The sequence below is a fragment of the Streptosporangium carneum genome, assembly GCF_027922005.1.
Classification (GTDB): domain Bacteria; phylum Actinomycetota; class Actinomycetes; order Streptosporangiales; family Streptosporangiaceae; genus Streptosporangium; species Streptosporangium carneum.
Window position 1 is genome coordinate 108,021 of sequence record NZ_BSEV01000017.1, and the last position, 23,755, is coordinate 131,775.

At 71.4% G+C, this 23,755-nt stretch carries 21 protein-coding genes and 1 pseudogene; 4 read left to right on the forward strand and 18 right to left on the reverse strand.

What is annotated here, in order from left to right:
* Positions 1-31: 31 nt before the first annotated feature.
* The 5 genes from PKF00_RS29455 to PKF00_RS29475 form a co-directional block, all read right to left on the reverse strand.
* Positions 32-895 carry an ATP-binding cassette domain-containing protein gene (locus PKF00_RS29455; RefSeq protein WP_271220925.1) on the reverse strand — a complete coding sequence of 288 codons (864 nt, stop codon included), beginning with the start codon at positions 893-895 and terminating at the stop codon, positions 32-34.
* Positions 892-1,923: an ABC transporter ATP-binding protein gene (locus PKF00_RS29460; RefSeq protein WP_271220926.1), complete on the reverse strand. Its 1,032-nt coding sequence runs from the start codon at positions 1,921-1,923 to the stop codon at positions 892-894. The genes PKF00_RS29455 and PKF00_RS29460 overlap by 4 nt, the downstream gene beginning before the upstream one ends.
* A gap of 1 nt (position 1,924) precedes the next feature.
* Complete coding sequence (locus PKF00_RS29465) at positions 1,925-2,839, reverse strand: ABC transporter permease (RefSeq protein WP_271220927.1); 915 nt, start codon at positions 2,837-2,839, stop codon at positions 1,925-1,927.
* Positions 2,836-3,777 carry an ABC transporter permease gene (locus PKF00_RS29470; RefSeq protein ID WP_271220928.1) on the reverse strand — a complete coding sequence of 314 codons (942 nt, stop codon included), beginning with the start codon at positions 3,775-3,777 and terminating at the stop codon, positions 2,836-2,838. The genes PKF00_RS29465 and PKF00_RS29470 overlap by 4 nt, the downstream gene beginning before the upstream one ends.
* A gap of 96 nt (positions 3,778-3,873) precedes the next feature.
* Complete coding sequence (locus PKF00_RS29475; RefSeq protein ID WP_271220929.1) at positions 3,874-5,454, reverse strand: ABC transporter substrate-binding protein; 1,581 nt, start codon at positions 5,452-5,454, stop codon at positions 3,874-3,876.
* A 438-nt stretch (positions 5,455-5,892) separates the two neighbouring features.
* On the opposite strand from PKF00_RS29475, the pseudogene PKF00_RS29480 reads away from it, so the two are divergent.
* A pseudogene (locus tag PKF00_RS29480) lies at positions 5,893-6,911 on the forward strand (AMP-binding protein); the annotation flags it as partial.
* Positions 6,912-6,995: 84 nt separating this feature from the next.
* Complete coding sequence (locus PKF00_RS44725) at positions 6,996-7,586, forward strand: AMP-binding enzyme (RefSeq protein WP_369011190.1); 591 nt, start codon at positions 6,996-6,998, stop codon at positions 7,584-7,586.
* 2 nt (positions 7,587-7,588) lie between these two features.
* Here PKF00_RS44725 and PKF00_RS29490 read toward each other — a convergent pair whose 3' ends face one another.
* The gene (locus tag PKF00_RS29490) at positions 7,589-8,506 is read right to left on the reverse strand and encodes a MaoC/PaaZ C-terminal domain-containing protein (protein WP_271220930.1); all 918 of its coding nucleotides are present in this window, start codon (positions 8,504-8,506) and stop codon (positions 7,589-7,591) included.
* A 264-nt stretch (positions 8,507-8,770) separates the two neighbouring features.
* On the opposite strand from PKF00_RS29490, the gene PKF00_RS29495 reads away from it, so the two are divergent.
* Both PKF00_RS29495 and PKF00_RS29500 read left to right on the forward strand, forming a co-directional pair.
* Positions 8,771-9,694, forward strand: a complete 924-nt coding sequence (locus PKF00_RS29495; RefSeq protein ID WP_271220931.1) for a 3-oxoacyl-ACP reductase — start codon at positions 8,771-8,773, stop codon at positions 9,692-9,694.
* Between the two features lie 70 nt (positions 9,695-9,764).
* Complete coding sequence (locus PKF00_RS29500; protein WP_271220932.1) at positions 9,765-10,625, forward strand: IclR family transcriptional regulator; 861 nt, start codon at positions 9,765-9,767, stop codon at positions 10,623-10,625.
* Between the two features lie 73 nt (positions 10,626-10,698).
* Here PKF00_RS29500 and casG read toward each other — a convergent pair whose 3' ends face one another.
* From casG to PKF00_RS29560, 12 genes are all read right to left on the reverse strand, one after another.
* Complete coding sequence (gene casG / locus PKF00_RS29505) at positions 10,699-12,318, reverse strand: steroid-24-oyl-CoA synthetase (RefSeq protein WP_271220933.1); 1,620 nt, start codon at positions 12,316-12,318, stop codon at positions 10,699-10,701.
* Between the two features lie 86 nt (positions 12,319-12,404).
* On the reverse strand, positions 12,405-13,097 hold the full coding sequence (locus PKF00_RS29510) for a PaaI family thioesterase (RefSeq protein ID WP_271220934.1): 693 nt from the start codon (positions 13,095-13,097) through the stop codon (positions 12,405-12,407).
* An 85-nt stretch (positions 13,098-13,182) separates the two neighbouring features.
* Positions 13,183-14,313 (reverse strand): acyl-CoA dehydrogenase family protein, encoded by a 1,131-nt coding sequence (locus PKF00_RS29515; protein ID WP_271220935.1) that lies wholly within the window; start codon positions 14,311-14,313, stop codon positions 13,183-13,185.
* Positions 14,314-14,338: 25 nt separating this feature from the next.
* Positions 14,339-15,532 (reverse strand): acyl-CoA dehydrogenase family protein, encoded by a 1,194-nt coding sequence (locus PKF00_RS29520; protein WP_271220936.1) that lies wholly within the window; start codon positions 15,530-15,532, stop codon positions 14,339-14,341.
* 84 nt (positions 15,533-15,616) lie between these two features.
* On the reverse strand, positions 15,617-17,863 hold the full coding sequence (locus PKF00_RS29525) for an acyl-CoA dehydrogenase family protein (RefSeq protein WP_271220937.1): 2,247 nt from the start codon (positions 17,861-17,863) through the stop codon (positions 15,617-15,619).
* Positions 17,864-17,908: 45 nt separating this feature from the next.
* Complete coding sequence (locus tag PKF00_RS29530) at positions 17,909-19,051, reverse strand: steroid 3-ketoacyl-CoA thiolase (protein WP_271220938.1); 1,143 nt, start codon at positions 19,049-19,051, stop codon at positions 17,909-17,911.
* A complete protein-coding gene (locus PKF00_RS29535; RefSeq protein WP_271220939.1) occupies positions 19,032-19,889 on the reverse strand; it encodes an SDR family NAD(P)-dependent oxidoreductase in 858 nt (285 codons plus the stop codon). Before PKF00_RS29535 ends, PKF00_RS29530 begins: the two co-directional genes overlap by 20 nt.
* Positions 19,886-21,094 (reverse strand): DegT/DnrJ/EryC1/StrS family aminotransferase, encoded by a 1,209-nt coding sequence (locus tag PKF00_RS29540; RefSeq protein ID WP_271220940.1) that lies wholly within the window; start codon positions 21,092-21,094, stop codon positions 19,886-19,888. Before PKF00_RS29540 ends, PKF00_RS29535 begins: the two co-directional genes overlap by 4 nt.
* A 39-nt stretch (positions 21,095-21,133) precedes the next feature.
* Complete coding sequence (locus tag PKF00_RS29545) at positions 21,134-22,318, reverse strand: lipid-transfer protein (protein WP_271220941.1); 1,185 nt, start codon at positions 22,316-22,318, stop codon at positions 21,134-21,136.
* Positions 22,315-22,725: a MaoC/PaaZ C-terminal domain-containing protein gene (locus tag PKF00_RS29550; protein WP_271220942.1), complete on the reverse strand. Its 411-nt coding sequence runs from the start codon at positions 22,723-22,725 to the stop codon at positions 22,315-22,317. Before PKF00_RS29550 ends, PKF00_RS29545 begins: the two co-directional genes overlap by 4 nt.
* Entirely contained in the window at positions 22,722-23,165 is a 444-nt protein-coding gene (locus PKF00_RS29555; RefSeq protein WP_271220943.1) for a Zn-ribbon domain-containing OB-fold protein, read from the reverse strand. The genes PKF00_RS29550 and PKF00_RS29555 overlap by 4 nt, the downstream gene beginning before the upstream one ends.
* Positions 23,162-23,722, reverse strand: a complete 561-nt coding sequence (locus tag PKF00_RS29560; RefSeq protein ID WP_271220944.1) for an FAS1-like dehydratase domain-containing protein — start codon at positions 23,720-23,722, stop codon at positions 23,162-23,164. The genes PKF00_RS29555 and PKF00_RS29560 overlap by 4 nt, the downstream gene beginning before the upstream one ends.
* Positions 23,723-23,755: the final 33 nt, after the last annotated feature.

Sequence of the window (23,755 nt, forward strand, 5' to 3'; positions counted from 1 at the left end):
AAGAACACGCGCGCGGCCGTCTGTGGCGTGGTCACTGGGCCGCCTCCTCCCTGGACCGTGCCGAGGGTTCGGGACGGCCCTCGGCCATCCGCCGTCCGGTGGAGTCGCGCGGCATCGGCACCGGGATGGCGGACAGCAACCGCTGGGTGTACTCATGAGCGGGGGAACGGAAGATCTGCCGGACGTCGCCCTGCTCGACGACGCGCCCCGCGGCCATCACCAGCACGCGATCGGCGACGACCTCCACGAGGGCCAGGTCGTGGCTGACGAACAGGTAGGACAGCCCCAGTTCCTCCTGCAGGTCGCGCAGGAGGTTGAGCACCTGCGCCCGGACCGAGACGTCGAGCGCGGCGACGGGTTCGTCGCACACGATCAGGCTGGGGTTGAGCGTCAGCGCCCGGGCGATGGCCACCCGCTGCAGCTGTCCTCCGGAGAGCTCGGCGGGATATCGGCCGAGGTATCTGCGGCCGATGCCCACCCTGTCCAGCAGTTCGGCGCCGCGCCGCGCCCTGGCGGCCCGGTCGAGGTCGGTGTGCACGAGCAGCGGTTCGGCGACGGCCTCGGCCACGCTCATCCTGGGGTCCAGCGAGCTGTACGGATCCTGGAAGATCATCTGCATGCGCCTGCGCAGCCGGCGCATTTCGCGGGGGCGGGCCGCGAGCACGTCGACCCCGTCGAACGTGATCCGTCCGCCGTCCGGGTCGATCAGGCGCAGAACGATCCGGCCCAGGGTCGACTTGCCCGCTCCCGACTCCCCCACCACGGCGAGGCACTCGCCCTTGGCCAGGGTGAAGCCGACGTCCTGGACGGCGGGGGGTCTGCGGGTGCGTCGGCCGAGGAGGTCCCGGCCCGCCTTGAAGGTCTTGGACACTCCTGATACTTCGAGCAGGCTCACGCGACCGTCACTCCCTGAAGGTCGATCTCACTCACGCGGAGGCAACGGGCCTGGGCCGACGGGCCCGCCGGGACCAGGTCCGGGCGCACGGAGTCGCACCGGCCGGGTTCCCGGTGCGGGCACCGGAGGTGGAAGCGGCATCCCTCGGGCCAGAGGCCGGGGGCGGGGATGCTGCCGGGGATGGTCGCCAGGCGACGGCCGGTCCCCAGGCCGGGTTTGGGGATCGCGGCCAGCAGGCCGGAGGTGTAGGGGTGCCCCGGCCGGAAGAAGACGTCCGCCGCCGTGCCCTGTTCGACGACTTCGCCGGCGTACATGACCGTGACCTTCTGGCACAGCTCGGCGACCACCGCGAGATCGTGACTGACGAAGAGCAACGACACCCCGGTCTGCTCCTGCAGATCCCGCAGCAGACGCAGAATCCGTTCCTGAACGGTCACGTCGAGCGCGGTGGTGGGTTCGTCGGCGATCAGCAGGCGCGGGTTGCAGGCCATGACCATGGCGATCATCACTCGCTGGCACATTCCCCCGCTGAACGCGTGCGGGTAGTCGTCGACCCGCTCCGCCGCCCGGGGGATCTGGACGAGGTCGAGCATCTCGATCGCCCGGGCCCTGGCGGCCCTGCGGTTGAGCCCGAGGTGCCGCCGAACGGACTCCGCGATCTGGTCGCCGACGGTGTAGGCGGGGTTGAGGCTGCGGATCGGCTGCTGGAAGATCATCCCCATGCCGGGGCCGCGCAGGGCGCGCCACTCGCGTTCGGGCAGGGACGTCAACTCCCTGCCGTCGAAGCTCACCGAACCGGCGGCGACGCGCCCGCCGGTGACACCGGTCAGTCCCATCACCGCGAGCGAGGTCACCGTCTTGCCCGAGCCCGACTCGCCGACCAGCGCGACGGACTCGCCCTGGCCCAGGGTGAACGACACCCGCTGCACCACCGGGGTCCATCCCCCCACCGGGGCCGGGAACTCCACCGTCAGGTCCCGGATCTCGAGCAGCGGCCGGGCGTCCGCCTCCTGCTGTCGCGCCGTCATGTCACTCCCCCTTGCCGCTCGCCGACCGGCTGCGCAGCATGCCCTTGCGCACGCCGTCTCCCAGATAGGTGAAAGCCAGAACGGTGAGAAAGATCATCACGCCGGGCGGCCACACGAGGTACGGCGCCAGGCCCATGTTCGACGACGCCGTGGACAGCATCGATCCCCAGCTGGCCGCCGGCGGCCGTACGCCGAGGCCGAGGAAGCTGAGGCTCGCCTCCGCCGCGACCGCGGCGCCCAGGGACACGGAGGTCACCAGCACGATCGGCGGCATCACGTTGGGCAGGATGTGCCGCACGGCGGTCCGCAGGTTTCCGCAGCCCAGGGCGATGGACGCCTCGATGTACGTCTCGTGCCGCACGTCCATCGTGGTGGCCCGGGACACCCGGAAGAACCGGGGAGCCATGATCACCCCAACGGCCAGCATCGCGTTGGTGACCCCGGGGCCGAGCACCGCCACGATCGTGATGGCCAGCACGAGCGACGGCGCGCTCATCAGGGCGTCCATGATCCGGGTCAGCGCCGCGTCCAGCCAGCCGCCCCTGAATCCGGCGGCGACGCCGGGCGACAGGCCGATCACCAGTGCGACGGCCACCGCCTGCGCCGCGGCCTGCAGCGACACCCTGGCGCTGTGGATCAGGCGGCTCAGCACGTCCCGGCCGTAGTCGTCGGTGCCGAGCAGGTGCCCGGAGCCGGGCGGCCGCAGCCGCTGCAGCACGTTCTGGACGTTCGGGTCGTACGGTGCGATCACCGGAGCCAGGACGGCGACCAGGACGAGCAGGGCCAGGAACCCACCGGCCACGATGGTGGATCTGCGGCGCAGGATGCCGCGCAGGATTCCCGTCCCCGCGGATTCCGCGTACGGGTCACCGGGCGCGTCGAGGAGGTCGTCCGGCGGCGTGGTGACGTTCTTCATGCACGCACCTTCGGATTGAAGTAGCCGTAGGAGATGTCGACCAGCAGGTTCACGACCACGACCACGCTGGTGGAGAAGAGGACGAAGCCGAGCAGCACCGGGATGTCCCGGCTGAGCACGCTGTCCACCGCCAGGCTGCCGAGGCCGGGCATGTTGTAGATGATCTCGATGGTGACCGAGCCCGCGAGCACCTCGGCGACCCGGAAGCCGAACACGGTCACCACCGGCACGCAGGCGTTCTTCAACGCGTGCTTGAACAGGACCGAGCGTCTGCTCAGCCCCTTCGCCCGGGCGTTGAGTATGTAGTCCGACGTGAGCACCTGCCCCAGGGCCGACCGCAGCTGCAGCGTCACCTCCGCCGCGGGCAGCAGGCCGAGGGCGACGCCGGGCAGGACGAGGTGGGACAGCCAGGGCCCGATCCCCTCCGACAGCGGCACGAACCCGAACGCGGGGAACACGCGGTAGGTCACCGCGAACAGCGACGCCAGCACCAGCCCGAACCAGAAGGCCGGGATCGCGATCGCGATCGAGGCCAGCCAGTTCACCAGGCGGTCGACGACGCCTCCCGGCCGCAGCGACGACAGGATCGCCATGAGGGCGCCCAGCACGACGGCCATCACCATCGCGAACAGCACCAGGGACATCGTGGCGCCCATCCGCCGGATTATCATCTCCATCACCGACTGGTCAGACATGAGCGACTTTCCCAGGTCTCCGTGCAGCACGGCGCCGACCCACCGGGCGTAGCGCTCCACGACCGGATCCGACAGGCCCAGTCGCGCCTGGATCGCCGCGATGCGTTCCGGGGTCGGGTTGTCGCCGGCCAGGACGACGGCCGGGTCTCCGGGGGCGAGATCGATCAGGAGGAAGACCAGGAGCGGCACCACGAGCAGCAGTGGGATCGCCGCGAGCAGTCGTTTACCCGCGTGGCGCAGCATGCTGTGTCCCTTCGACGATTTGCGGGGCTGGTTACGGGAAGTGGCGGACGCCTTTCGCCGGACCGCCGATCCCGCCCGGCGAAAGGCGTCGCGACGCTAACGCTTCACGGCGATGTGCCGGAGATCCCAGATCCCGATGTCCGCCAGGGGAACGTTGTCCGTGTTCAGCACCTTGTTGTTCGAGACCACCCCCACGGTCAACCGGCAGATCGGGATGTACCAGGCCTGCTGCATGGTGGTCTGCCAGATCTTGGCGTACAGCGGAGCGCGCTGGGCCTCGGACAGCGTCGGGTCGGCGGCCTTGGCCGCGTCCGGCTCGATCGCGCCGCGGTCGGTGGCCAGCTTGTAGGTGTCCAGCAGGTAGGTGTCCACCGTGTCGGCCGGGTCGATCTTCGGGCTCCATGACGCCGAGACCATGAGCTCGAAGTCGCCGGCGATGAACCGGGGCTCGTTCTCCGTGTTCGGGACCGGGTTGAGCTTGGCGTCGATGCCGGCCTCGGACAGCTTGCCCTGGATCACGTTGGCCGGTTGTTCCATGTTCGTGCTGGCCGGATAGCTGATCGTGACCTTGGCTCCGCCCGCCTTCTGGACCAGTTCCCTGGCCTTGGCCTGGTCGTAGGGGTAGGGGTAGGAGTAGTCCTTGATCGCCGCCCAGCTGCCGGCCGGGTAGAGCTGGCGGTTCGGCTGGCAGCTTCCTGAGAAGAGCGCGCCGACGGCGTCCGGGTCGATGGCGTGGGCGATGGCCTGGCGCACCTCGGGCTTGGTCAGGTCACCGAGGTTGGCCCGCAGGTACACGCCGAGCACGTTGCGGAACGTGACCTTCTTCATGTCGACCGCCCCCTGGTCGGCCAGTTGCCGGGCCTGGGCCAGGTCGTTGGCCGCGCTGACCGTCGTCAGGTCGGTCTGCCCGGTCTGCACTCCTCGCAGCCTGGTCGCGCCGTCGGAGATCGCCTGGAGCTCGATCCCGGCGATCTGGCCCACCGCCGGATCCCAGTAGGCCGGCGCCTTCTTCATGACCACCTTCTCGCCGGGCGTGAAGGAGGTCACGAGGTACGGTCCCGAGCCGGCGTCGCCCAGGTCGCTCGCCAGCTTGGCGGACCGCTCCGCGATCGCCTTCGGGCTGATCATCATGCCGGCGTTCGTGGCGAACACGCTGGGCAGCTGGACTCCCCTGCCCTTCACCAGACGCAACCGGACCGTGTGGGCGTCGACCGCTTCGACGGAGGTGATGTCGTCCAGGTTCTGCTTGATCGTGCTGCCCTCGAGCGTCTTGCCGCGCTCGATGTTCGCCTTGACCGCCGCGGCGTCGAACACGGTGCCGTCGTGGAACCTCACGTCGTCGCGCAGCTTCAGCTCCAGGTAGGAGCCGTCCTTGGCGAACTTCCACTCGGTGGCCAGGCCGGGGACGACGTTGTCGTCCTTGTCGAGGGTCGTCAGCCGGTCGATGGCCAGCACCAGGTAGCCGACGCCGCCGTAACTGGTCTGCAGCGCCGGGTCGAGGTTCCGTATCGGGGCGGCGGAGGTGAACCGCAACGTGGCGTTCGGATCGGCCTCGGTGCTCTGCGCGGGTTTCCCGTCGTTTCCAGCGGCGCCGCCGCTTCCGCATCCCGTGAGAGCCAGTGCGGCGACGGCGAGCATGGCGACTCCGGACCGACGCCTGACGCATCTCCAGGTCATTGTTCCTCCTAGTGAAAACGCATTGCCGTGCGTTCGCCCCGTGCGTTTGTGAGGGTTGTCGTTGCGGTCGACGTGAGCAAGCAAGCGCTTGGCCGGAGAAGTTATAGGCGATACGGTGGCCGGTCAAGACATGATCCGCCGGGTTCCGTCTGGGAGATCACGGTGTCCACCCGGCGGCGGCGACCGATGTCCGGCCGGCGTCGGATCACGACCCGGCCGTTGCCGCGTCCGCCCGATCGAGCTTCCCCGGGCACGCCTGACCCGCCTCGCCGGCCTCGGGCGACTCCCGCCCATCGATTTAGTCAAGCGCTTGCTCAACCATAGGGAAGGGGTGCACAGTCAGGCAAGGGGCAGCCGCCGATCAGCCGAGAGGGGCCGAAAACGGGCTTCTTGACCGCCCCAAAGGCGAGGATTACTTTAACAAGCGATTGCTTGCTTATGCATGGCGCCATCTACGGAAGGTTCAGAACGTTGGGCACATTCGCCGAGATCGTGCGCTCGCGGGCCGATGACGAGCACATCGGTCTCCGCTTCGGTGACGAGTCGTGGACCTGGGCCCAGGTGGTCCAGGAGAGCGCCGACCGGGCAGCCGCGCTCCGGCGGTTCGGCAAGCCGGACGGCCGGCCGCACATCGGGGTGCTGCTGGAGAACGTCCCCGACTACGTGTTCTGGATCGGGGCGGCGGCGCTGAGCGGCGCGGTCGTCGTCGGGATCAACCCGACCAGGCGCGGCGAGGAGATGGCCCACGACATCCGGCACACCGACTGCGACCTGATCATCACCGAGGATCGCCTGGCAGGCCTGCTCGAGGGCCTCGACCACGGAGTGCCTGCCGACGCCGTGCTCAACGTCGACAGCGCGGCCTATCGAAGCCTCGTCGAGGAACACCGCGGCGCCGGCCTCCCCGATCGCCTCCCCCCTGCGGAGGCGATCCTGCTGCTGCTCTTCAGCTCCGGCTCCACCGGCGCGCCGAAGGCGGTGATCTGCTCCCAGGGCCGGCTCGGGTTCCTCGCCGAGACGCTCGCCGTCCGCACGGAGCTCACCCGCGACTCCGTGAGCTACCTGTGCATGCCGCTCTTCCACGGCAACTCGGCGATGATGAACCTGGCGCCGGCGACGCTGACGGGCGCCACCGTCTGCCTGGCCCGCAAGTTCTCCGCGTCCGGCTTCGTCCGCGACGTCCACCGGTACGGCGCCACCTTCGTCACTACGTCGGCCGGGCCCTGTCCTACGTGCTGGCGCAGCCGCAGGACGAGCGGGACCGCGACAGCAGCCTGCGGTTCGCCATCGGCACCGAGGCGTCGGCGTCCGACGTCGCGAGGTTCTCCGCCCGCTTCGGCTGCCGGGTCTCGGAGGGGTACGGGCTCAGTGAGGGCGTCCTGCGGATCAACCGGACCCCGGACAGCCCGCCCGACTCCCTGGGCCTGCCCGTGGCGGGCGTGGACGTCCGCGTGATGAACGAGGAGACAGGCCAGGAGTGCCCCCGCGTCGAACGCGACGAGCGCGGAAGGCTGCTCAACGCCGAGGCCGCCATCGGGCAGATGGTGGCGCTCGGCAAGGCGTCGGCCTTCGAGGGCTACTACGACAACCCGGGAGCGCAGGCGGAACGCGTCCGGGGCGACGACTTCTGGACGGGCGACCTCGCCTACCGCGACGCCGACGGGTTCTTCTACTTCGCCGGCCGTTCCTCCGACTGGCTGCGGGTCGACAGTGAGAACTTCTCCACCGTGCCGGTGGAGCGGCTCCTGGAGCGCTGGCCGGACATCACGGTGGCGCTGGTCTACGCGGTGCCCGACCCGCGCACCGGCGACCAGGTGATGTGCACGGTCCAGATGCGGCCCGGCGTCGCGTTCGACCCGGACGCCCTCACCCGCTTCCTGGACGAGCAGCCCGACCTGGGCACCAAGTGGCGTCCGCGTTTCGTCCGGGTGGTCGACGAGGTGCCCACCACCGGCAACAGCAAGTCCGCCAAGATCTTGCTGCGCCGGGCCGCGTGGCAGACCTCCGACCCGGTGTTCTGCCGTTCCGGCGCCGAGACCGCCTACCGCCCGCTGGACCAGGAAGGACGCGAGCGGCTCGAGAAGGAGTTCGCGCAGCACGGCCGCACCGCGTTCCTGCCCGCGCCGCGGTGACGTCAGGAGACGATCTCGGCCGTCGCGTAGCTGAGGACGGGTGCGCCGTCCCGCTCGGGGCAGGTCGCCTCGAGGGTGAGGCGGTCGCCGTCACGCCACACCGAGGTGCGGAGCGTCTGGCCGGGATGGATCGACCCGGCGAACCGCGCGCTCAGGCTCCGCAGCCGGACGGCGTCGCCGTCGAGAAGGTCGTCGACGACCGCCTTCGCGACGATGCCGTAGGAGGCGAGCCCGTGCAGGATGGGGCTGGCGAACCCGGCCGCCCTCGCGAACTCGGGGTCGGCGTGCAACGGGTTCAGATCACCGTTGAGCCGGTAGAGCAGCGCCTGGTCCGTCGTCGTCGGAGAGTCGAGCACGTGATCCGGTTCACGCCCTGGCGCGGCCCAGACCTGCTGCGGCCCGGGCTCCCCGCCGAACCCTCCCTCGCCGCGCGCCCAGATCTGCATCTCCGTGCTCCACAGGGGGGTGCCGTCCGGATCCGCGGCCGTGTGCTCGAGCACGATCACGGCCGCCTTGCCCTTGTCCCAGAGGTGCGCCACGCGAGTCGTGAGCGTCGCCGTGCCCGCCACCGGCAGTGCCCTGTGCACGGTGAGCGACTGACCGGCGTGCAGGATCCGGCGCAGGTCGACGTCGACCCCGGGCAACCTCATCGCGGGGGCGGGGCCGTCCCCGGCGGAGACGCCCTGTCCGGCGACCATGGCGAAGGTCGGGAGCACCTGGAGGTCGCGCTCGAAGGTGTAGCGCGGCTCCGGATCGGCCATGATGTCCCCCGCGGCGTTTCCCTCAGTGTTCCCCGCGGTGTTCCTCGTGTTCCGTCCCGCCCCGAGCGACAGGTGATACAGCAGCACGTCCCGGCGGGTCCAACGCAGTTCGCGTGTGGACGGCGGGGCGCACAGCACGGTGGCGACGTCGATGGGCATCTCTGGGACTCCGTTCCGGACGCTGGATCCGACGCGATCTCTGCCAGGTCTCGGCGGCATGATGCCCGGGCCGTCGCCGCCTTGCCCGCGGCGGTCCCACTGGATGGTGAACGACGGCGAACAGGGCGTCCTCCGGTCCCGCCCGGCGGAGACGACGGGACCTGCGGCCCCTGGCCTTCGACGCCCGCGGAGACGGACGTCCGAGGCCGCCCCCCCCGCACGAGTCACCGACAAACCACGAGTCACCGACAAGAAGGAGTGGAAATGGACAGCACGGATCTCACGGGCCGCACGGCCATCGTGACCGGAGCCGGTGCGGGCCTCGGGCGCGCCGAGGCGTTGGCACTGGCGGCCAGGGGCGCGAGCGTGGTCGTCAACGACATGAACGACGCGGCCGACGCCGTGGTGCGGGAGATCGAGGCCGCGGGCGGCAGGGCGGTCGCGGTCAAGGGCGACGTCGGCGACTGGTCGCTCGGGGAGGTCCTCGTAAACGCCGCGGTGGACGCCTTCGGAGGTCTCGACATCCTCGTCAACAACGCCGGCGTCGTGCGCGACGCCATGCTGTTCAACCTCACCGAGCGGCAGTGGGACGACGTGATCCGCGTCCACCTCAAGGGACACGCGTCCGTCTCCCGCACCGCGGCCGCGCACTGGCGCACCGCCTCGAAGGCCAGGGGCGGCCCGGTCCACGGACGCGTGATCAACACGGCGTCCGAGGCGTTCCTCTTCGGCGGGGCCGGCCAGTCGAACTACGCGGCGGCCAAGGCCGGCATCGTCGCCCTCACCCTGTCGACCGGGCGGGGGCTGAGCCGCTACGGCGTCACCGCGAACGCGATCTGCCCGCGGGCCCGCACCGCCATGACGTCGAACGTGTTCGCCGAGGCCGCCGACGGCGACGGGCTCGACATCCTCGCACCGGAGCGGGTCGCCGCCTTCGTCTCCTATCTCGCCTCGCCGGCCTCGGCCGAGATCGACTGCCAGGTCTTCGTCGTGTACGGGGACATGGTGGCGCTGATGGCGGCGCCGACGGTCGAGGCCACGTTCACCGCGGGGTCCGGAACGTTCACCGTCGAGGAGCTCGACGCCCGGCTCGGGCCGTACTTCTCGGGCCGGCCGCGCGAACGGACCTACTCGGCTCGCAGCATCGCCGAGCTCGACACGACCGGGGTGGAGAACATCGCCCGGTGAGCCCGAGGGCCGACGATTGTTGAGCAAGTGCTAGGTTGGTTGCCATGGAGGTCCGTACAGGGGGCACGCGATGACGACGACGCACAGTGATCCCGAGGTGGTCCAGGCCCGGCCGGATGCCCGGCCCGGTGTCGTGACACGTGTGACGCAGATCCTCGACGTCTTCTTCATGGGGCCGGAGCGCATGCTGCTCAACGACGTCGCGAAGGCGACCGGTCTCCCCCGGTCCACCGCGTCCCGGATCCTCGGCCAGCTGGTGGACCGGCAGTGGCTCGAGCACGACGCCCACGGCTACCGGCTCGCCCCCCGGGTACGTGGCGTGGCCTCACCGGGCGGCGACCACGGAGACCTCCGTCGCGCGGCCGCCACGGCCCTCAACGACCTGCACCTGGCCACCGGCGCCGTCGCCCACCTCAGCGTGCTGGAGGGGATGCGCGTCCACTACCTGGACAAGATCGGTGGCGCCGCCGCCGCTTCTGTCCCGTCCGGCGTCGGGACCCGGGTGCTCGCCGACCTGACGGTGAGCGGCCGCACGCTCCTCGCCTGTCTGGCTCCCGAGTACGTCGACAGACTGATGGCGTTCGCCGCCGGCCCGCAGCACGGCGGCGGACGGGACCTCGCCCGGCTGCACGGACACCTCAACTGGATCCGGCGGCGGCGCGGCCTCGCCTTCGTCGACGCCGCGCGCTGCCCGCTGGGCATCGGCGCCGTCGCGGCCCCGATCATCGGGCCCGACGGCGCGGTGGCGGCCATCTCCGTGGCGGGTCCCGAGCTCCGGCCGGAGAGCGCCGCGCCCGTGCTGGCCTCCGCGGCCCACCGCACGGCACGGCTCCTCTTCCCCCGCTGGCCGGGAGCCGGCCGATGGCCGGCGGCGTCGCGGCCCACGCGCGCCGGCGGAGAGTGGCCCGCCCCCCTGCCGAGGGCGCGCTGAGGCGGGCAGGCGCGACAGCCGAAAAACGGCGGCCACCCCGTCAGGGTGCCCGCCGTCTTACGGCCCGTCCGGCTCAGGTCAGCTCGACCTGCCCGCGGTTGACCTTTCCCGTGGCGTTGCGCGGCAGCTCCTCTGTGGTGATCACCCAGCGCGTGGGCACCTTGTAACGGGCGATCCGGGCACGGGTGTGCTCCCGCAACTCGTCCTCGGTGACCGTCGCACCGGGGGCGACGACCACCACCGCGGCCACCTCCTCACCGAAGTCGGGGTGCGGAGCGCCGAGAACGATGCATTCGCGAACCGCCGGGTGGGTGCTCAGCCGGTGTTCCACCTCGGCCGGGTAGACGTTCTCGCCGCCTCGCAGGATCAGGTCCGAACGCCTGCTGGACACCCTCAGACGGCCACCGGTCATGGTTCCGAGGTCGCCGGTGCGAAACCATCGGCGCGGCGCGTTCGACGCCGCCGTCGCCTCCGGGTTCCGCCAGTAGCCGAGCATCATCTGGGCGCCGCGCAGGCAGATCTCCCCCTCGACGCCGTCGGGCACCGGATCGCCCGCGCCGTCGCGCACCTCCACCTCCATCGTCGGCACCGGCGCGCCGACGGTCTCGGGATCGGCGAGCAGCTCCGCGGCGGAGGCGAGGGTGGCCGCCGTCGACGACTCGGTGAGACCGTAGGTCGTGCCGAGAGAGCCGCCGGCCACCGGAAGCACCTCGCGCAGACGCGCCTTGAGAGCCGGGGACGACGGGGCGCTGCTCACGGAGACGGTGCGCAGGGAGCCGAGGTCGTACTTCGCGAGGTCTCCGTGCTCGACCAGCCGCGAGAGCATCGTGGGCACCGCGCCCCAGTTGGTGACGCGCTCCCGCTCTATCAGCCGGAGCACCCGGTCGAGGTCGAACCGGCCGAGGTGGACGACGGCCGTGTCCCCCACGGCCAGCCGTACGACGGCGAGGTTGTGCAGCGCCGCGATGTGGAACAGCGGTGTGGCGAGCAGGTAGCGGCGGTCCGCCTGCGGTCTGCCCGTCTCGGCCGCGACCGCGTCGTTGAGAAGGTGGAACCAGCAGGCGGCGATCACGTTCCGGTGTGAGTGGGTGGCCCCCTTGGGCCACCCGGTCGTGCCGCTGGTGAACAGGATCACCACCGGGTCGTCCTCGTCCACCGGCTCGTCGGGCAGTGCCGCGCCGGCGTGCCGGGCGATGAGCGCCGGCACGTCCTCCTCGACGGAGAGCACGGGGATGCCCGGCTCCCCCGCGAGCTCTCGGCGGACCCGGTCGGCGATCAGGACCTTGGGCTCGGTCAGCTCGAGGCCGTGGTCGATCTCCGGGCCCGCCCACATCGAGTTCATCCCGACCGCGATCGCCCCGAGCGACACCGCCGCCCAGAATGCGATGATCCACTCCGGGTTGTTGGCCGAGCAGATGGCGACCCGGTCGCCCTTGCCCACGCCGTACTCGTCGCGCAGAGCCGTGCCGAGGGCGGCCACGGCCGCGTGGTGCTCGGCGTAGGTGAGCCTGCCGTTCTCGGTGACGAGGTACTCACGGCCGCCGAACCCGGCCGAGGCCCGCAGCAGTTCGCCGAGGGAGCGCTGCCGGTGGGCGAAGACCTCCATTCGCTCGCCGAGCACCTCTTCGACGCGGATCTCGAACGCTGAGCCGGGTGCGGTGAGCCGTGCCACCGCCTCGTCGCGGGTGGTCATACGTCGCGTTCCTCCTGTCAGGTCGTGCCGGCGCGGCCGTCATCGGACGACACTCCGCCCGCACCGGTCATGAAGCCGCGGGCGTGTCACCGATGGGACCGCGCCAGGACTCGCTCGATCTCGACGAACAGGCCGCGGGCCTCGACGGTGCGGCGTCCCTCGTGCTCGATCCAGCCTTCGGCGACGGTCTTGCGCCCGGAGATCTCCACGATCCGCGACCGCAACGTCAGCGGCTCGTCGAGCGGAGTCCGGTGCAGGTAACGCAGCTCGAGAGTGGCGGTGACCGACCGCCTGCCCCGCGCCTGCATCAGGATGCCGAGCATGCAGTCCATCAGGCCGGCGCTGAAGCCGCCGTGGAGTATGTCCGGCGGCCCCTCGTGCAGGGCGTTGGGGGTGAGCCGTGCCGTGGCGCCGTCCTCGTCGAGGTGGACCTCGAGGGGAATGCCGAGCGGGTTGTACGCGAACAGCGGCCACGGACGGTCCGGCCCGGCGGAGCGGGCCGCGGCGGGCCCGTCGAACGGCGCGCGGACCACCCGGGGGCGGACCCGCTCGCCGAGCATCCGGGCGACCTCGGTCAGGACGCGCTCGGCCGCCCGCATCTCCGCCACGTCCATGTCGGTCACGGAGGCCGCGAGCATCACCTTCCGGGTCGCGGCGACCAGGTCGGCCGAGGCCTGACGCCGCTCGGGCGTCATGTCGCCGATCATGCCGCCGACCGTGTCGCCGGCAGTGTCGCCGACGGCGTCGCCGCTCATGCCCTCGGTCGTGCCGTCGCTCATGTCGCGTCGCTCCGCGCGGAGGCCGCCGCCGGCGCCCGCGTGGCGAGCGGCGCCCCGGGAACGGGAGGAGCGGGCGCCCGCCGGTTCACGCGGGCGCCCCGATGGCGCCGCCGTTCTCCAGCGCGTCGCCGAGCTCGGCGGCCACCGCGTCCGCGCCGCCCAGCGAGAACGCGATCTGGCGGCCCCAGAGGAAGTAACGGTGAATCGGGTAGTCGACGTCGGCCCCGATGCCGCCGTGCAGGTGCTGCGTGGCGTGCACGACCCGCAGCCCGCCCCGGGACGCCCACCACTTGGCCACGAGCGTCGCGGCCTCCGCCTGCTCCTCCTGACCGGTGTCCATCAGCCACGCGGCGCGCTGGACGGTGAGCCGGATGCTCTCGGTGTCCAGGTAGGCGTCCGCGGCCCGTACGGCCACGGCCTGGTTGGTGGACAGCGGCCTGCCGAACTGGACCCGCTCGGAGGTGTACGCCGCGGTCATCCGCAGCGCCTCCTCGCACACGCCGAGCTGGACCGCGGACAGCGCCAGCCGGGCGCGCCGCCGGATCCACCGCGCGATCTCGGCGCCGTCACCGGGCAGTACGTCCGCGGCCCGTGCCACGGCTCCGTCGAAGCGGACGGCGGCATGGCTCTCACGGCTGGTGACGTGCGCCGCGGTGACCTCCACACCCGGCTGACCGGTCGAGACGATCATGACCGTGACCTCGCCGGACGCGACGCGGGCCGGCACGACGATCGCGGCGGCGGCCTCGGCGCCGGGGACGGCGGCCAGGTCGCCCCTGAGCGTCCAGTTCTCGCCGTCCCGCTCCGCCCTGACCGGCCAGGACTCGCCGGGGGTGCTCTCGAACGCGCCGGTCAGGATCACCGAGCCGTCCAGCACACCGGGCAGCCACCGCTCGGCCTGCTCGGCGGAGCCGAACCTGGCGAGGGGCAGGGCGGCCATGCTCAGCGTGGCCCACAGCGGCACCGGGGCCACCCGGCGACCCTGCTGCTCCAGCAGGGTCACCAGCCCGAGCATGCCCATGCCGGCGCCGCCCGCCTCCTCGGGCAGCGGGATCCCGAGGACACCGGCCTCGGCCAGAACCGACCACAGCCGCCGGTCGATCCCTCCTTCGGAGATCTCGACCTCACGCACCCGGTCCACCGACGCCAGGTCCCCGAAGATCTTCTCGGTCAGGCTCCGGACCGCTCGCAGGTCGTCGTCGAGTTCGAAGTCCATGTGAATTCCTCCTGCTCTCGGCTGGTCACGTGGCGTTCGCGTTGCGCCGGGAGGCCAGCGTCATGCCCAGGCACTTGGCCGCCACGATCTCCCGCATCACTTCGTTGGTTCCGCCGCCGAAGGTGTTGTTCTGCGCCCGGCGGCCGAGGGTCTCCACCCGGCCCTCCAGCGCGGCTCCGGGGCTGCCGGGGCGGAGCAGCCCCTGGGCGCCGAGGATCTCCTGCATCATTCCGTAGGCGCTGACCACGGCCTCGGTGCCGAAGACCTTGGCGGCGGCGGAGTCGCCGCCGCCGAGGGTGTTGGCCGCGACGTCGGCGACCAGCCGCAGGTTCATCAGGTCGGCGGCGCTGAGCAGCGCGTAGACCTCCGCGAGCTTGCCGCGCACCCACGGCACGTCGAAGAGCCTGCCGTCTCCTGAGCGCTGCCGCTTGGTCCATTCGAGGACCTCGGAGAACAGCTCGTTGGCGATGCCGCCGCGGGCCGCCAGGGCCACCCGCTCGTGGTTGAGCTGGTTCGTGATCAGTTTCCAGCCGCCGTTGAGCTCGCCCACGAGGTTGCCGACCGGCACCCGGACGTCCTCGTAGTAGGTCGCCGCGGTGCTGATCCCGCCGACGGTGTGGATCTCGGTGACCGAGAAGCCGGGGGCCGTGGTCGGCACCAGGACGACGGAGATGCCCATGTGGCGCGGCGCGTCGGGGTCGGTGCGGACGGCCAGCCAGATCCAGTCCGCGTACACGCCGGCGCTGGTGAAGATCTTGTTGCCGTTGATCACCAGCTCGTCGCCGTCGAGCCGCGCCCTGGTCTGCAGCGAGGCGAGGTCGGTGCCGGCGTCCGGCTCGGTGTAGCCGATCGCGAAGATGAGCTCGCCGGCCAGGATCCGCGGCAGGAAGAAGTCCTTCTGCTCCTGGGTCCCGTGCTTCATCAGGGCCGGGGCGACCGTGTTCAGGGTGACCAGGGACAGCGGCGCGTTGGCCCGGATGACCTCGTCGTAGAAGACGTAGAGGGCCTCGGGGTCCTCACCGCGCCCGCCGTACTCCGTGGGCCAGCCCAGGCCGAGCCAGCCGTCCTTGCCCATCTGGCGCAGGATCCGGTCGAACGTCGGCCCGCCCTCGGTCTGGTCCACCAGGTCACGGCGGTCCTCCTCGTCGATGAGGCCGGCGAAGTACTCGCGCAGTTCCCCGCGCAGGGCTCTGGACTCCGGAGAAAGGTCCGGGTGCATGGCGTGCAACTCCTTTGTGCGACGGTCGGGACAGGTCGGGCCGACACGGTGACCTGTCATGGCGTGGGGCCGCGCGGGCCCGGCTCACCGGGGGAGGCCGAGGACCCGCTGGGCTATCACGTTGAGCTGGATCTCGATCGTGCCGCCCCCGAAGAGAACGGCCGGAAGCCCGATGTGGTCGATGACGTGATCGGCGTCCGGGTCCACGACACAGCCCAGGGGGCCGAGCAGCCTCAGCAGCTCACGGGAGCCCTCCCGCTGCGCGAGGGTGTTGTAGACCTTGAGCACGCTGATCTCGGCGCCCACGTCGAGGTTCGACATGCGGGCCAGGACGCTGCGCAGGTTCAGCGCCGACAACGCGATCTCGCGCGCGGTACCGCGCCCCAGCGCCCGCACCGTCTCCTGCCTGCCGGCGTCGTGCCCGCCGGTTTCGAGGAGTCGCCTGATGCGGTCGGCGGAGCCGTGGTGGAGCTTGGTCGAGCCCATGCTGAGCCGTTCGTTGGACAGCGTCGTGACCGCGAGCCTCCACCCGTGGCCGGGTTCCGCCACCAGGCACTCGTCCGGCACGAAGACGTCGTCGAGGAAGACCTCGTTGAACTCGGAGAGACCCGTGGCCTGGCGCAGCGGCCGCACGTCCACCCCGGCCGACCTCATGTCGACCAGGAAGTACGACAGCCCCTGGTGCTTGGGGACGTCGGAGTCGGTCCTGGCCAGGCACACGCCCCAGTCCGCCTCGTGGGCGAGCGAGTTCCAGACCTTCTGCCCGCTGAGCGACCAGCCGCCGGGCACCTTCCGCGCCTTCGTGGACAGGCCGGCCAGGTCCGAACCGGCGCCGGGCTCGCTGAACAGCTGGCACCAGATGACCTCTCCGCGCAGGGTGGGGCCGATGAAGCGCTCCTGCTGGGCGACGGTTCCGTGGACGAGCAGGGTGGGCAGCACCCACTCCCCGATGACGGTCGTGGGCTGGTTCAGGCCGCGGCGCGCGAACTCCTCGCCGATCACGGCCTGTTCCGCCGGGCCCGCGCCCAGGCCGTAGGGGGGCGGGTAGTGCGGTGCCACGAGTCCGGCCTCGGCCAGCAGGGCCCGGCGCGGGCCGCCGCGCCCCATGGCCCAGCCCGAGGAGGTCACCTCGTCCTCGGCGAGCGCGAGGACCTCCTCCAGCGTGTTCCCCACCTGGGTGCGCAGCTCGGCGAGGTCGTCCTCGCCGACGAAGGAGAAGTCGCGCCTCCCCTTCAGCGCCGCCTCGCCCAGCCGGGTCGCCCACCCTTCCTCCGCGCCCGCGGCGGAGGCGACGCTGATCGCGCGCCGCCAGTAGAGATGGGCGTCGTGTTCCCAGGTGAACCCGATCCCGCCGAGCACGGTGACGCACTCCAGGGCGGTGTCGACCGCCAGCGGCAGCGCGGTGAGCGCGGCCTGCGCCGCGGCCAGTTCCTGCTGGAGCGGCGGCTGGCCCGCGGCCCTGGCGGCGTCCCAGGCCGCCGCGCAGGCGATCTCCGATCGGACCAGCATCATCGCGGCCTTGTGCTGCACGGCCTGGAAGGCGCCCACGGGGCGGCCGAACTGCACGCGGTTCCTGGCGTGCTCGACCGCGGTGTCGAGACACCAGTCCGTGATCCCGCTCGCCTCCGCGGCGAGCAGGGCGTTGACGGTGAGGTCCACGCGGGCGGGCGTGAGCCCCCGGAGCGTCCGCTCCTCCTCCACCCGGTGCGCGTCGAGTCCGAGGCGGCCGACCGAGCGGGTCAGATCGGTCCCGTCTGCGGCGTCGACCGCCGCCGAGGGGCCCTCGGCCAGCCGGAACCACAACGACTCGCCCGGGCGGCCCTCGACGTCGGCGCGCGCGATCACGATCTCGGCGCCCGGAAGTCCCAGCACGGGCCCCGTGGTCCCGCTGACGGTCCACCCGTCGCCGCTCCGCGCCGCGCTGAGGCCCCGGCCCGCCACGAGGGCGCCGGTCGCCCCCTCGGCGAAGGCGGTCAGCAGTTCACCCGCCGGATTCCGGGAGCCGCGACCGGCCTCGCCGTCCGTCCCGGCTGAGGCGACCACGGCGCTGGCGAGCACCGTCGGCAGGTACGGGCCGGGGAACAGCGCCTTTCCCAGCTGTTCGACCACCACGGCCAGTTCGGGCAGGCCCGCCCCGCCGCCGCCGTACTCCTCCGGCAGGTGCAGGCAGTGCAGGCCCAGAGGCAGCAGGGCGTCCCAGGAGTCAGGTCGGCCCCCTGCCGCGTACTCGGCGAACCGCGCTCGGGTCGCCTCGACCGGAGCGGTACGGCGCGCGAACGCCGCCACGCTCGCGGCGAGATCGCGGTGCTCGTCGTTCAAGGGGAGAGGCACAGGTCATTCCTCGTCGTGGAAGGTGCGGTGATGGTCCGGCGTCCGTCAGAGCCGTTCGAGGATCAGGCAGGTGGTCGCGGCCGAGGCGCAGATGGCGATCATCGCGGTCTGCCGGTCGCGGCGTTCGAGCTCGTCGAGGGCGGTCGCGATCAGCCTGATCCCGGTCGCGCCCGCGGGGTGGCCGAGCGCGATGGCGCCGCCGTTGACGTTCAGGAGTTCCTCGTCGACGTCGTGGGCCCGGGCGAACGACATCGGCACCGAGGCGAACGCCTCGTTGACCTCGAAGAGGTCGATGTCGCCGATCGTCATCCCGGTCCGCTTCAGCACTCTCGAGGCGGCGGCCACGGGGCCGTCGAGCATGAACTCGGTGTCTCCCCCGATCACGCACTGGCCCAGGATGCGGGCCCTCGGGACGACGCCGAGCGAGCGGGCGCGCTCCCGCGACATCAGGACGGCGGCGCTCGCGCCGTCGGACACCTGGGATGACGTGCCCGCGGTGTGCAGGCCGTCCTCCTTCGTCGGTTTGAGCCTGCCCAGCGCCTCCATGCCGGTCTCCCTGAGCCCCTGGTCACGGTCGACGACCTGGGCGTCCGCCCCGTCCTCGCCCGGCACGGAGACGGGGATGATCTGGGAGTCGAAACGGCGCGCGTCCCAGGCCCGCCGGGCCCGCTCCTGCGAGCGCAGGCCGAACGCGTCGAGGTCCTGGCGGGTGAGCCCACGCCGGCGGGCGATCCGGTCGGCCGCGGTGTACTGGTCCGGCATGTCCACCGACCAGTCGGCCGGGCGCGGAGTCCCCAGGCCCAGACCCACCTTGGCGGTGAGCGGCACCCGCGACATCAGCTCGACGCCGCAGGCGACGCCGACGTCGAGCGTGCCCATGGCGATCTGCCCGGCGAGCAGCAGCACCGCCTGCGCGGCCGTTCCGCACTGGGCGTCGACGGTCGTCGCGCCGGTGTCCGTCGGCAGGCCCGCGTGCACCCAGGCGGTGCGGGCGATGTTCCCGAACTGCTCGCCGATGGGCGTGACACACCCGCCGATCACCTGCTCCACGAGCTCGGGGTCCAGATCCAGCCGATCCAGCACCCCGCGTTGGGCGCGGCCGAGAAGGTCGGCGGCGTGCACTCCGGAGAGCCAGCCGTTCCTGCGTCCGAACGGCGTGCGCGCCGCGTCAACGATGACCGGTTCCATCGGCCTGCTCCTTTCCATCGAGACCTCTCACGTCGATTCCCCACTCCTTGATCAGGTCGAGGCTCACGAAGCTGCGGCCGGTGACGTCCTCGGCGCAGTCGCACAGCGCGACGACCGCCTCGACCATCTCGGCCATGGACTCCACCTGGTCGGGCCGGATCGTGTCGCCGACGAGCGCGGCGGCGCCCTCGCTGAGGACGGCGGCGCGCGGCTCGACGGTGTTCACCCGGATTCCGCTGCCGTGGAGCTCGGCGCCCAGTCCGTTGTTGATCCGGTTGAGCGCCGCCTTGGAGGCGGCGTAGACCGCGAGCGACGTCCCCGGCGGGACCAGCTGGAACGGAGGTCCCTGCCGCGGCCGGGCGCTGGCACTGGAGACGTTGACGATCCAGCCCGCGCCGCGGGCGCGCATTCCCGGGATGACGCTCTGCATCAGGTCGAGGGGCGCGTGCACGTTGGCCTCGAACACCACCTTCCGCCTGTGCAGCGGGAAGTCCTCCAGCGGCTGGTAGATCGCCGCCGCGGCGTTGTTGACCAGGATGTCGATCGGCCCGCCGAGCAGTTCGGCCGCGGTGGGGACGACGTCCCGCCGCGCGTCCTCGTCCGTGAGGTCGGCGACGACCGTCTCGACCCTGGCGCCGTGTTCCGCGAGACGCTCCGCGGTCTGCTCCAGGCTTCCCGCCAGGCGGTCGTGCCGGGACAGGGTACGGGCCGTGATCACCACGTCCGCCCCTTCCGCGGCGAGCCGTTCGGCGATGCCGGCGCCGATGCCCCGGCTGGCCCCGGTCACCAGCGCCCTGCGTCCCTCGAATCGTTTCGTCCCCGTTGTCAGGGCTGTCACTTCCATGCCGCCGCGAACCGGTGGATGCTGTCGGTGATCCGCCTGACCTCGGCGTCGCTGAGGCCGTGGCTCATGCCGAGGGTCATGCCGCGTTCGAAGACCGCGTCGGCGCAGGGCAGCCCCTCCTCGGGCTGGCGGAACTCGACGCCGGCCATCATCGGGTGCCGGGTCACGTTGCCGCTCCACACCGTCCGGGTGTCGATGCCGTCGGCCTCGACGGCCTCCTGCAGGTCGCTGCGGCTGAACGGCGCGTCCTTGTTGATCATCACCGGGTAGCACAGCCAGGCGGTGTCGAGGTCCGCGGTCTCGCGCGGCACGGTGAAGAACTCGGGGTGGCCGCCGTAGGCGGCCGTGTACGCCGCGAAGATCTCCTTGCGCCGCCTGTAGTTGTCCTCCAGCTTGTTCAGCTGCTGCACGCCGTAGGCCGCTCCCAGTTCCGACGGCTCGAAGTTCCACGGCAGGACGTCGAAGATGAAGTCGTTGTCGTAGTCGACGCCGTCGAGGTCCTCGCGGAAGACCCGGCCGGTGCCGGAGGTGCCGAACAGGTTCGGCTCGGACCTGCGGCCCCACCGGCGCAGCAGCAGGGCCCTGTTGCGAAGCTCGTCGTCGTCGACCATCACCATGCCGCCCGTGCCCGCGCAGGTGATGATGTGCGCCATCGAGAAGCTTGTGACGCTGATGTCGGCGCGGGCGCCCGTGGGCGTGCCCCGCAGGGTGGGGCCCAGGGCGTCGCAGGAGTCCTCGATCACCTTCAGGCCGTGCCGGTCGGCGATCTCGCGCACGGCGTCCCAGTCGGGGGCGTTGCCGGCCAGGTTCGGCAGCAGGATCGCCCCGGTCCTTTCCGTGACCATCGCCTCGATCTTGGTCACGTCCACGTTGTAGGTGTCCGGTTCGACGTCGACGAAGACCGGCACCAGTCCCGCGCGGACGATCGGCGCGACGTCGGTGGAGAAGGTGAGCGGCGAGGTGATCACCTCGCTGCCGGCCGGGAGGCCGAGCAGTTCGACGGCCAGGTAGAGCGCGGAGGATCCCGAGTTGCACATGACGCCCAGCGCCTTGCCGCTGAGGGCGGGGACGCGCGTCTCCATCTCGTTGACGTGCCGCCCGATCCGCAGGCCTTGGTGCCCGCTGCGCAGCACGTCGAGGACGGCCTGGATCTCCTCTTCTCCGTGCACCGCCCGGGCGTAGGTGATTCGTTCGGTCATCGTGACTCCTTGGTTCGGGGGGTGTCCTGCGTGGTCTGGTCAGCCGTCGGCGCCGAGCACGAGCGCGCTGTGCGGCACGGGCGATCCGCCGGTCACGAGAACGTTCTCGATCGGCTTGGCCGGCTGGTTCGTCGAGGTGCCGCGGATCAGGCGCACGCCCTCGGCGATCCCGTTGACTCCGTGGATGTAGCCCTCGCCGAGCTGTCCGCCGTGCGTGTTGACGGGCAGCCTGCCGTCGACCTCGAGGTTGCCGTCGGCGACGAAGTCCTTCGCCTCACCGAGGCCGCAGAAGCCGTACTCCTCCAGCTGGAGCAGGACCATCGGGGTGAACGCGTCGTAGAGCACGGCCGCGTCGATCTCCGCGGGCCCGAGGCCGGCCTGACGCCACAACTGGTCGGCGACCAGGTTGACCTCGGGCAGCCTGTCGATGTCGTCGCGGTAGTAGCTGCTCATCGAGATCTGCTGCGGGCCGACGCCCTGGGCGGCCGCCCTGATCACGGCGGGCGGGTTGGGCAGGTCGCGGGCCCGCTCGGTGCTCACGATGACCAGCGCCTGCCCGCCGTCGCTCTCCTGGCAGCAGTCGAGCAGGCGCAGCGGCTCGGCGATCCAGCGGGAGTTCTGGTGGTCCTCCAAGGTGATGGGACGCCCGTAGAACCACGCCTTGGGGTTGTTGGCGGCGTGCTTGCGCGAGAGTACCGAGATCCGCCCGAAGTCCTCGCTGGTGGCGCCGTACTTGTGCATGTACAGCATCGCCAGGAACGCCTCCTGCTGGGCGGGCGTCAGCAGTCCGTAGGGGTTGATCCAGTTCCGGTACTCCTGGTCGGTGGAGGGGGTGTAGGCGAAGGGCGGCGGACCGGCGCCGAACCGGTGGCCCGAGCGCTCGTTGAAGGCGCGGTACACCACGACCACGTCCGCGACGCCCGTCGCCACGGCGAGGGCGGCCTGCTGCACCGGGGCGCAGGCGCCGCCGCCGCCATGCGGGATGCGGCTGAAGAACGAGAGCCGGGGAATGCCCAGCGCGCGGGCGACGGCGATCTCCGGGTTGTTCTCCATGGTGAACAGCGAGAAGCCGTCCACCTCCGCCGCGTCGACGCCCGCGTCGTCCAGGGCGGCCAGCACGCACTCGCAGGCGAGCTGCCACTCGCTGCGCCCCGAGTCCTTCGAGAACTCGGTCGCGCCGATGCCGGCGATCGCCGCGGCGCCGGAGAATCCGCCTCCGGTCATGCTCTGTCTCCTTCCGTCCGCGCCACCGTCACGTCGGCGGTCACGTGGACTCCCCGTTCGTTGCCGCCGGTCACCCGCAGCGTCACGGTCTCCGTGCCGGTCCCGGTGACCTCGCCGGAGAAGCGGAGGGTGTCGCCGGGGAAGGCGGGCACCCCCAGCCGCAACGAGACCCGGGTGATCCGCGAGTTCGGCCCTGACCAGTCGGTCACATAGCGGTCGACGAAACCGTTGGTCGAGTTGATGCTCAGGAAGATGTCCGGCGTGCCGCGCCGCTGGGCCTTGCCCGGGTCGTGGTGCACGTCCTCGAAGTCCTGCGAGGCGATGGCGGCCGCCACGATCGTCGTACGGTTCAGGGGCAGGTCGAGCGTCGGCAGCGCCGTGCCGACCGCGCAGTCGTCCAGGTTCATCGCTCCTCCTCACGCTTCTCACGGCGGCGGAGCCGGGGCAGGATCTCGCCGTGCGCGTGCTCGGCGAAGCACACCTCCAGCTCCATGCCGAACTCGAGCTCCTCACGGTCGACGCCGGAGACGTCGGCGACGAGCCGGGTCCCTTCCTCCAGGTCGACGAGGCCGACGACCAGCGGGTAGTCGAACGCGTCGTCGCGGGGGTGGTGGATGACCGTGTAGCTGTGCAGGGTGCAGCGCCGGCTGGACTCCACCGTGTCCCAGTCGAAGGACCTGCACTCCGGGCAGGCGGGCGCGGGCGGATGGCGCAGGGTGTGGCAGTCCGCGCACCGCTGGATCTCCAGGCGTCCCTCGCGCGCCGCCCGGAACCAGAACTCGTTGTCCTGGGTCACCACCAGCCGCGGGACCGCGGTCCGCACGACGCTCCGCGGGGCCTCGCTCATACGGCCTCCTCCCTGGAGTCCGGAGCGAATCTGAGCAGCCGGAACCGCTCCTTCACCAGGAGATCGCCGTCGGAGTTCAGATACTCCTTCAGCAGGGTGACGAAGCACCCCTCTCCCAGTGCGGTCCTCTTGAACGGCGAGATCGCCTCGATGGTGAAACGCGCGGTGACGTGGTCGCCCGGGTGCAGCTCCCGGAGGTATTCCTGCTCCACGTTGGTCGCGACCACGGACGTGTAGCCCGCTTCGTCGAGCATGTTCATCAGCCGCGAGTACGCGAAGTCCTCGACGGCTCCTTCGGCCCGCAGCCGCTGGACCTCCCGGTGTCTGCGGTAGCCTGCCATCACCCACGTCGAGACCATCGCGGGCGGGCAGACGACGTCCGGCCTGCCGGTGGCCCTGGCGGCCTCCCGGTCCACGTACACCGGGTTGTGGTCGTCGTGCGCCTCCACCCAGTTACGGATCATCGCTTCGTTGACGGCGTATCTCGCGACTCGCGGTGGCTCGGCGACACTGCCGACGAACCGGCCGAGCTCCGCTTCGAGACTCTGGACGGGCACCTTCACCCCTTCACTTGAGCAAGCGCTTGATCC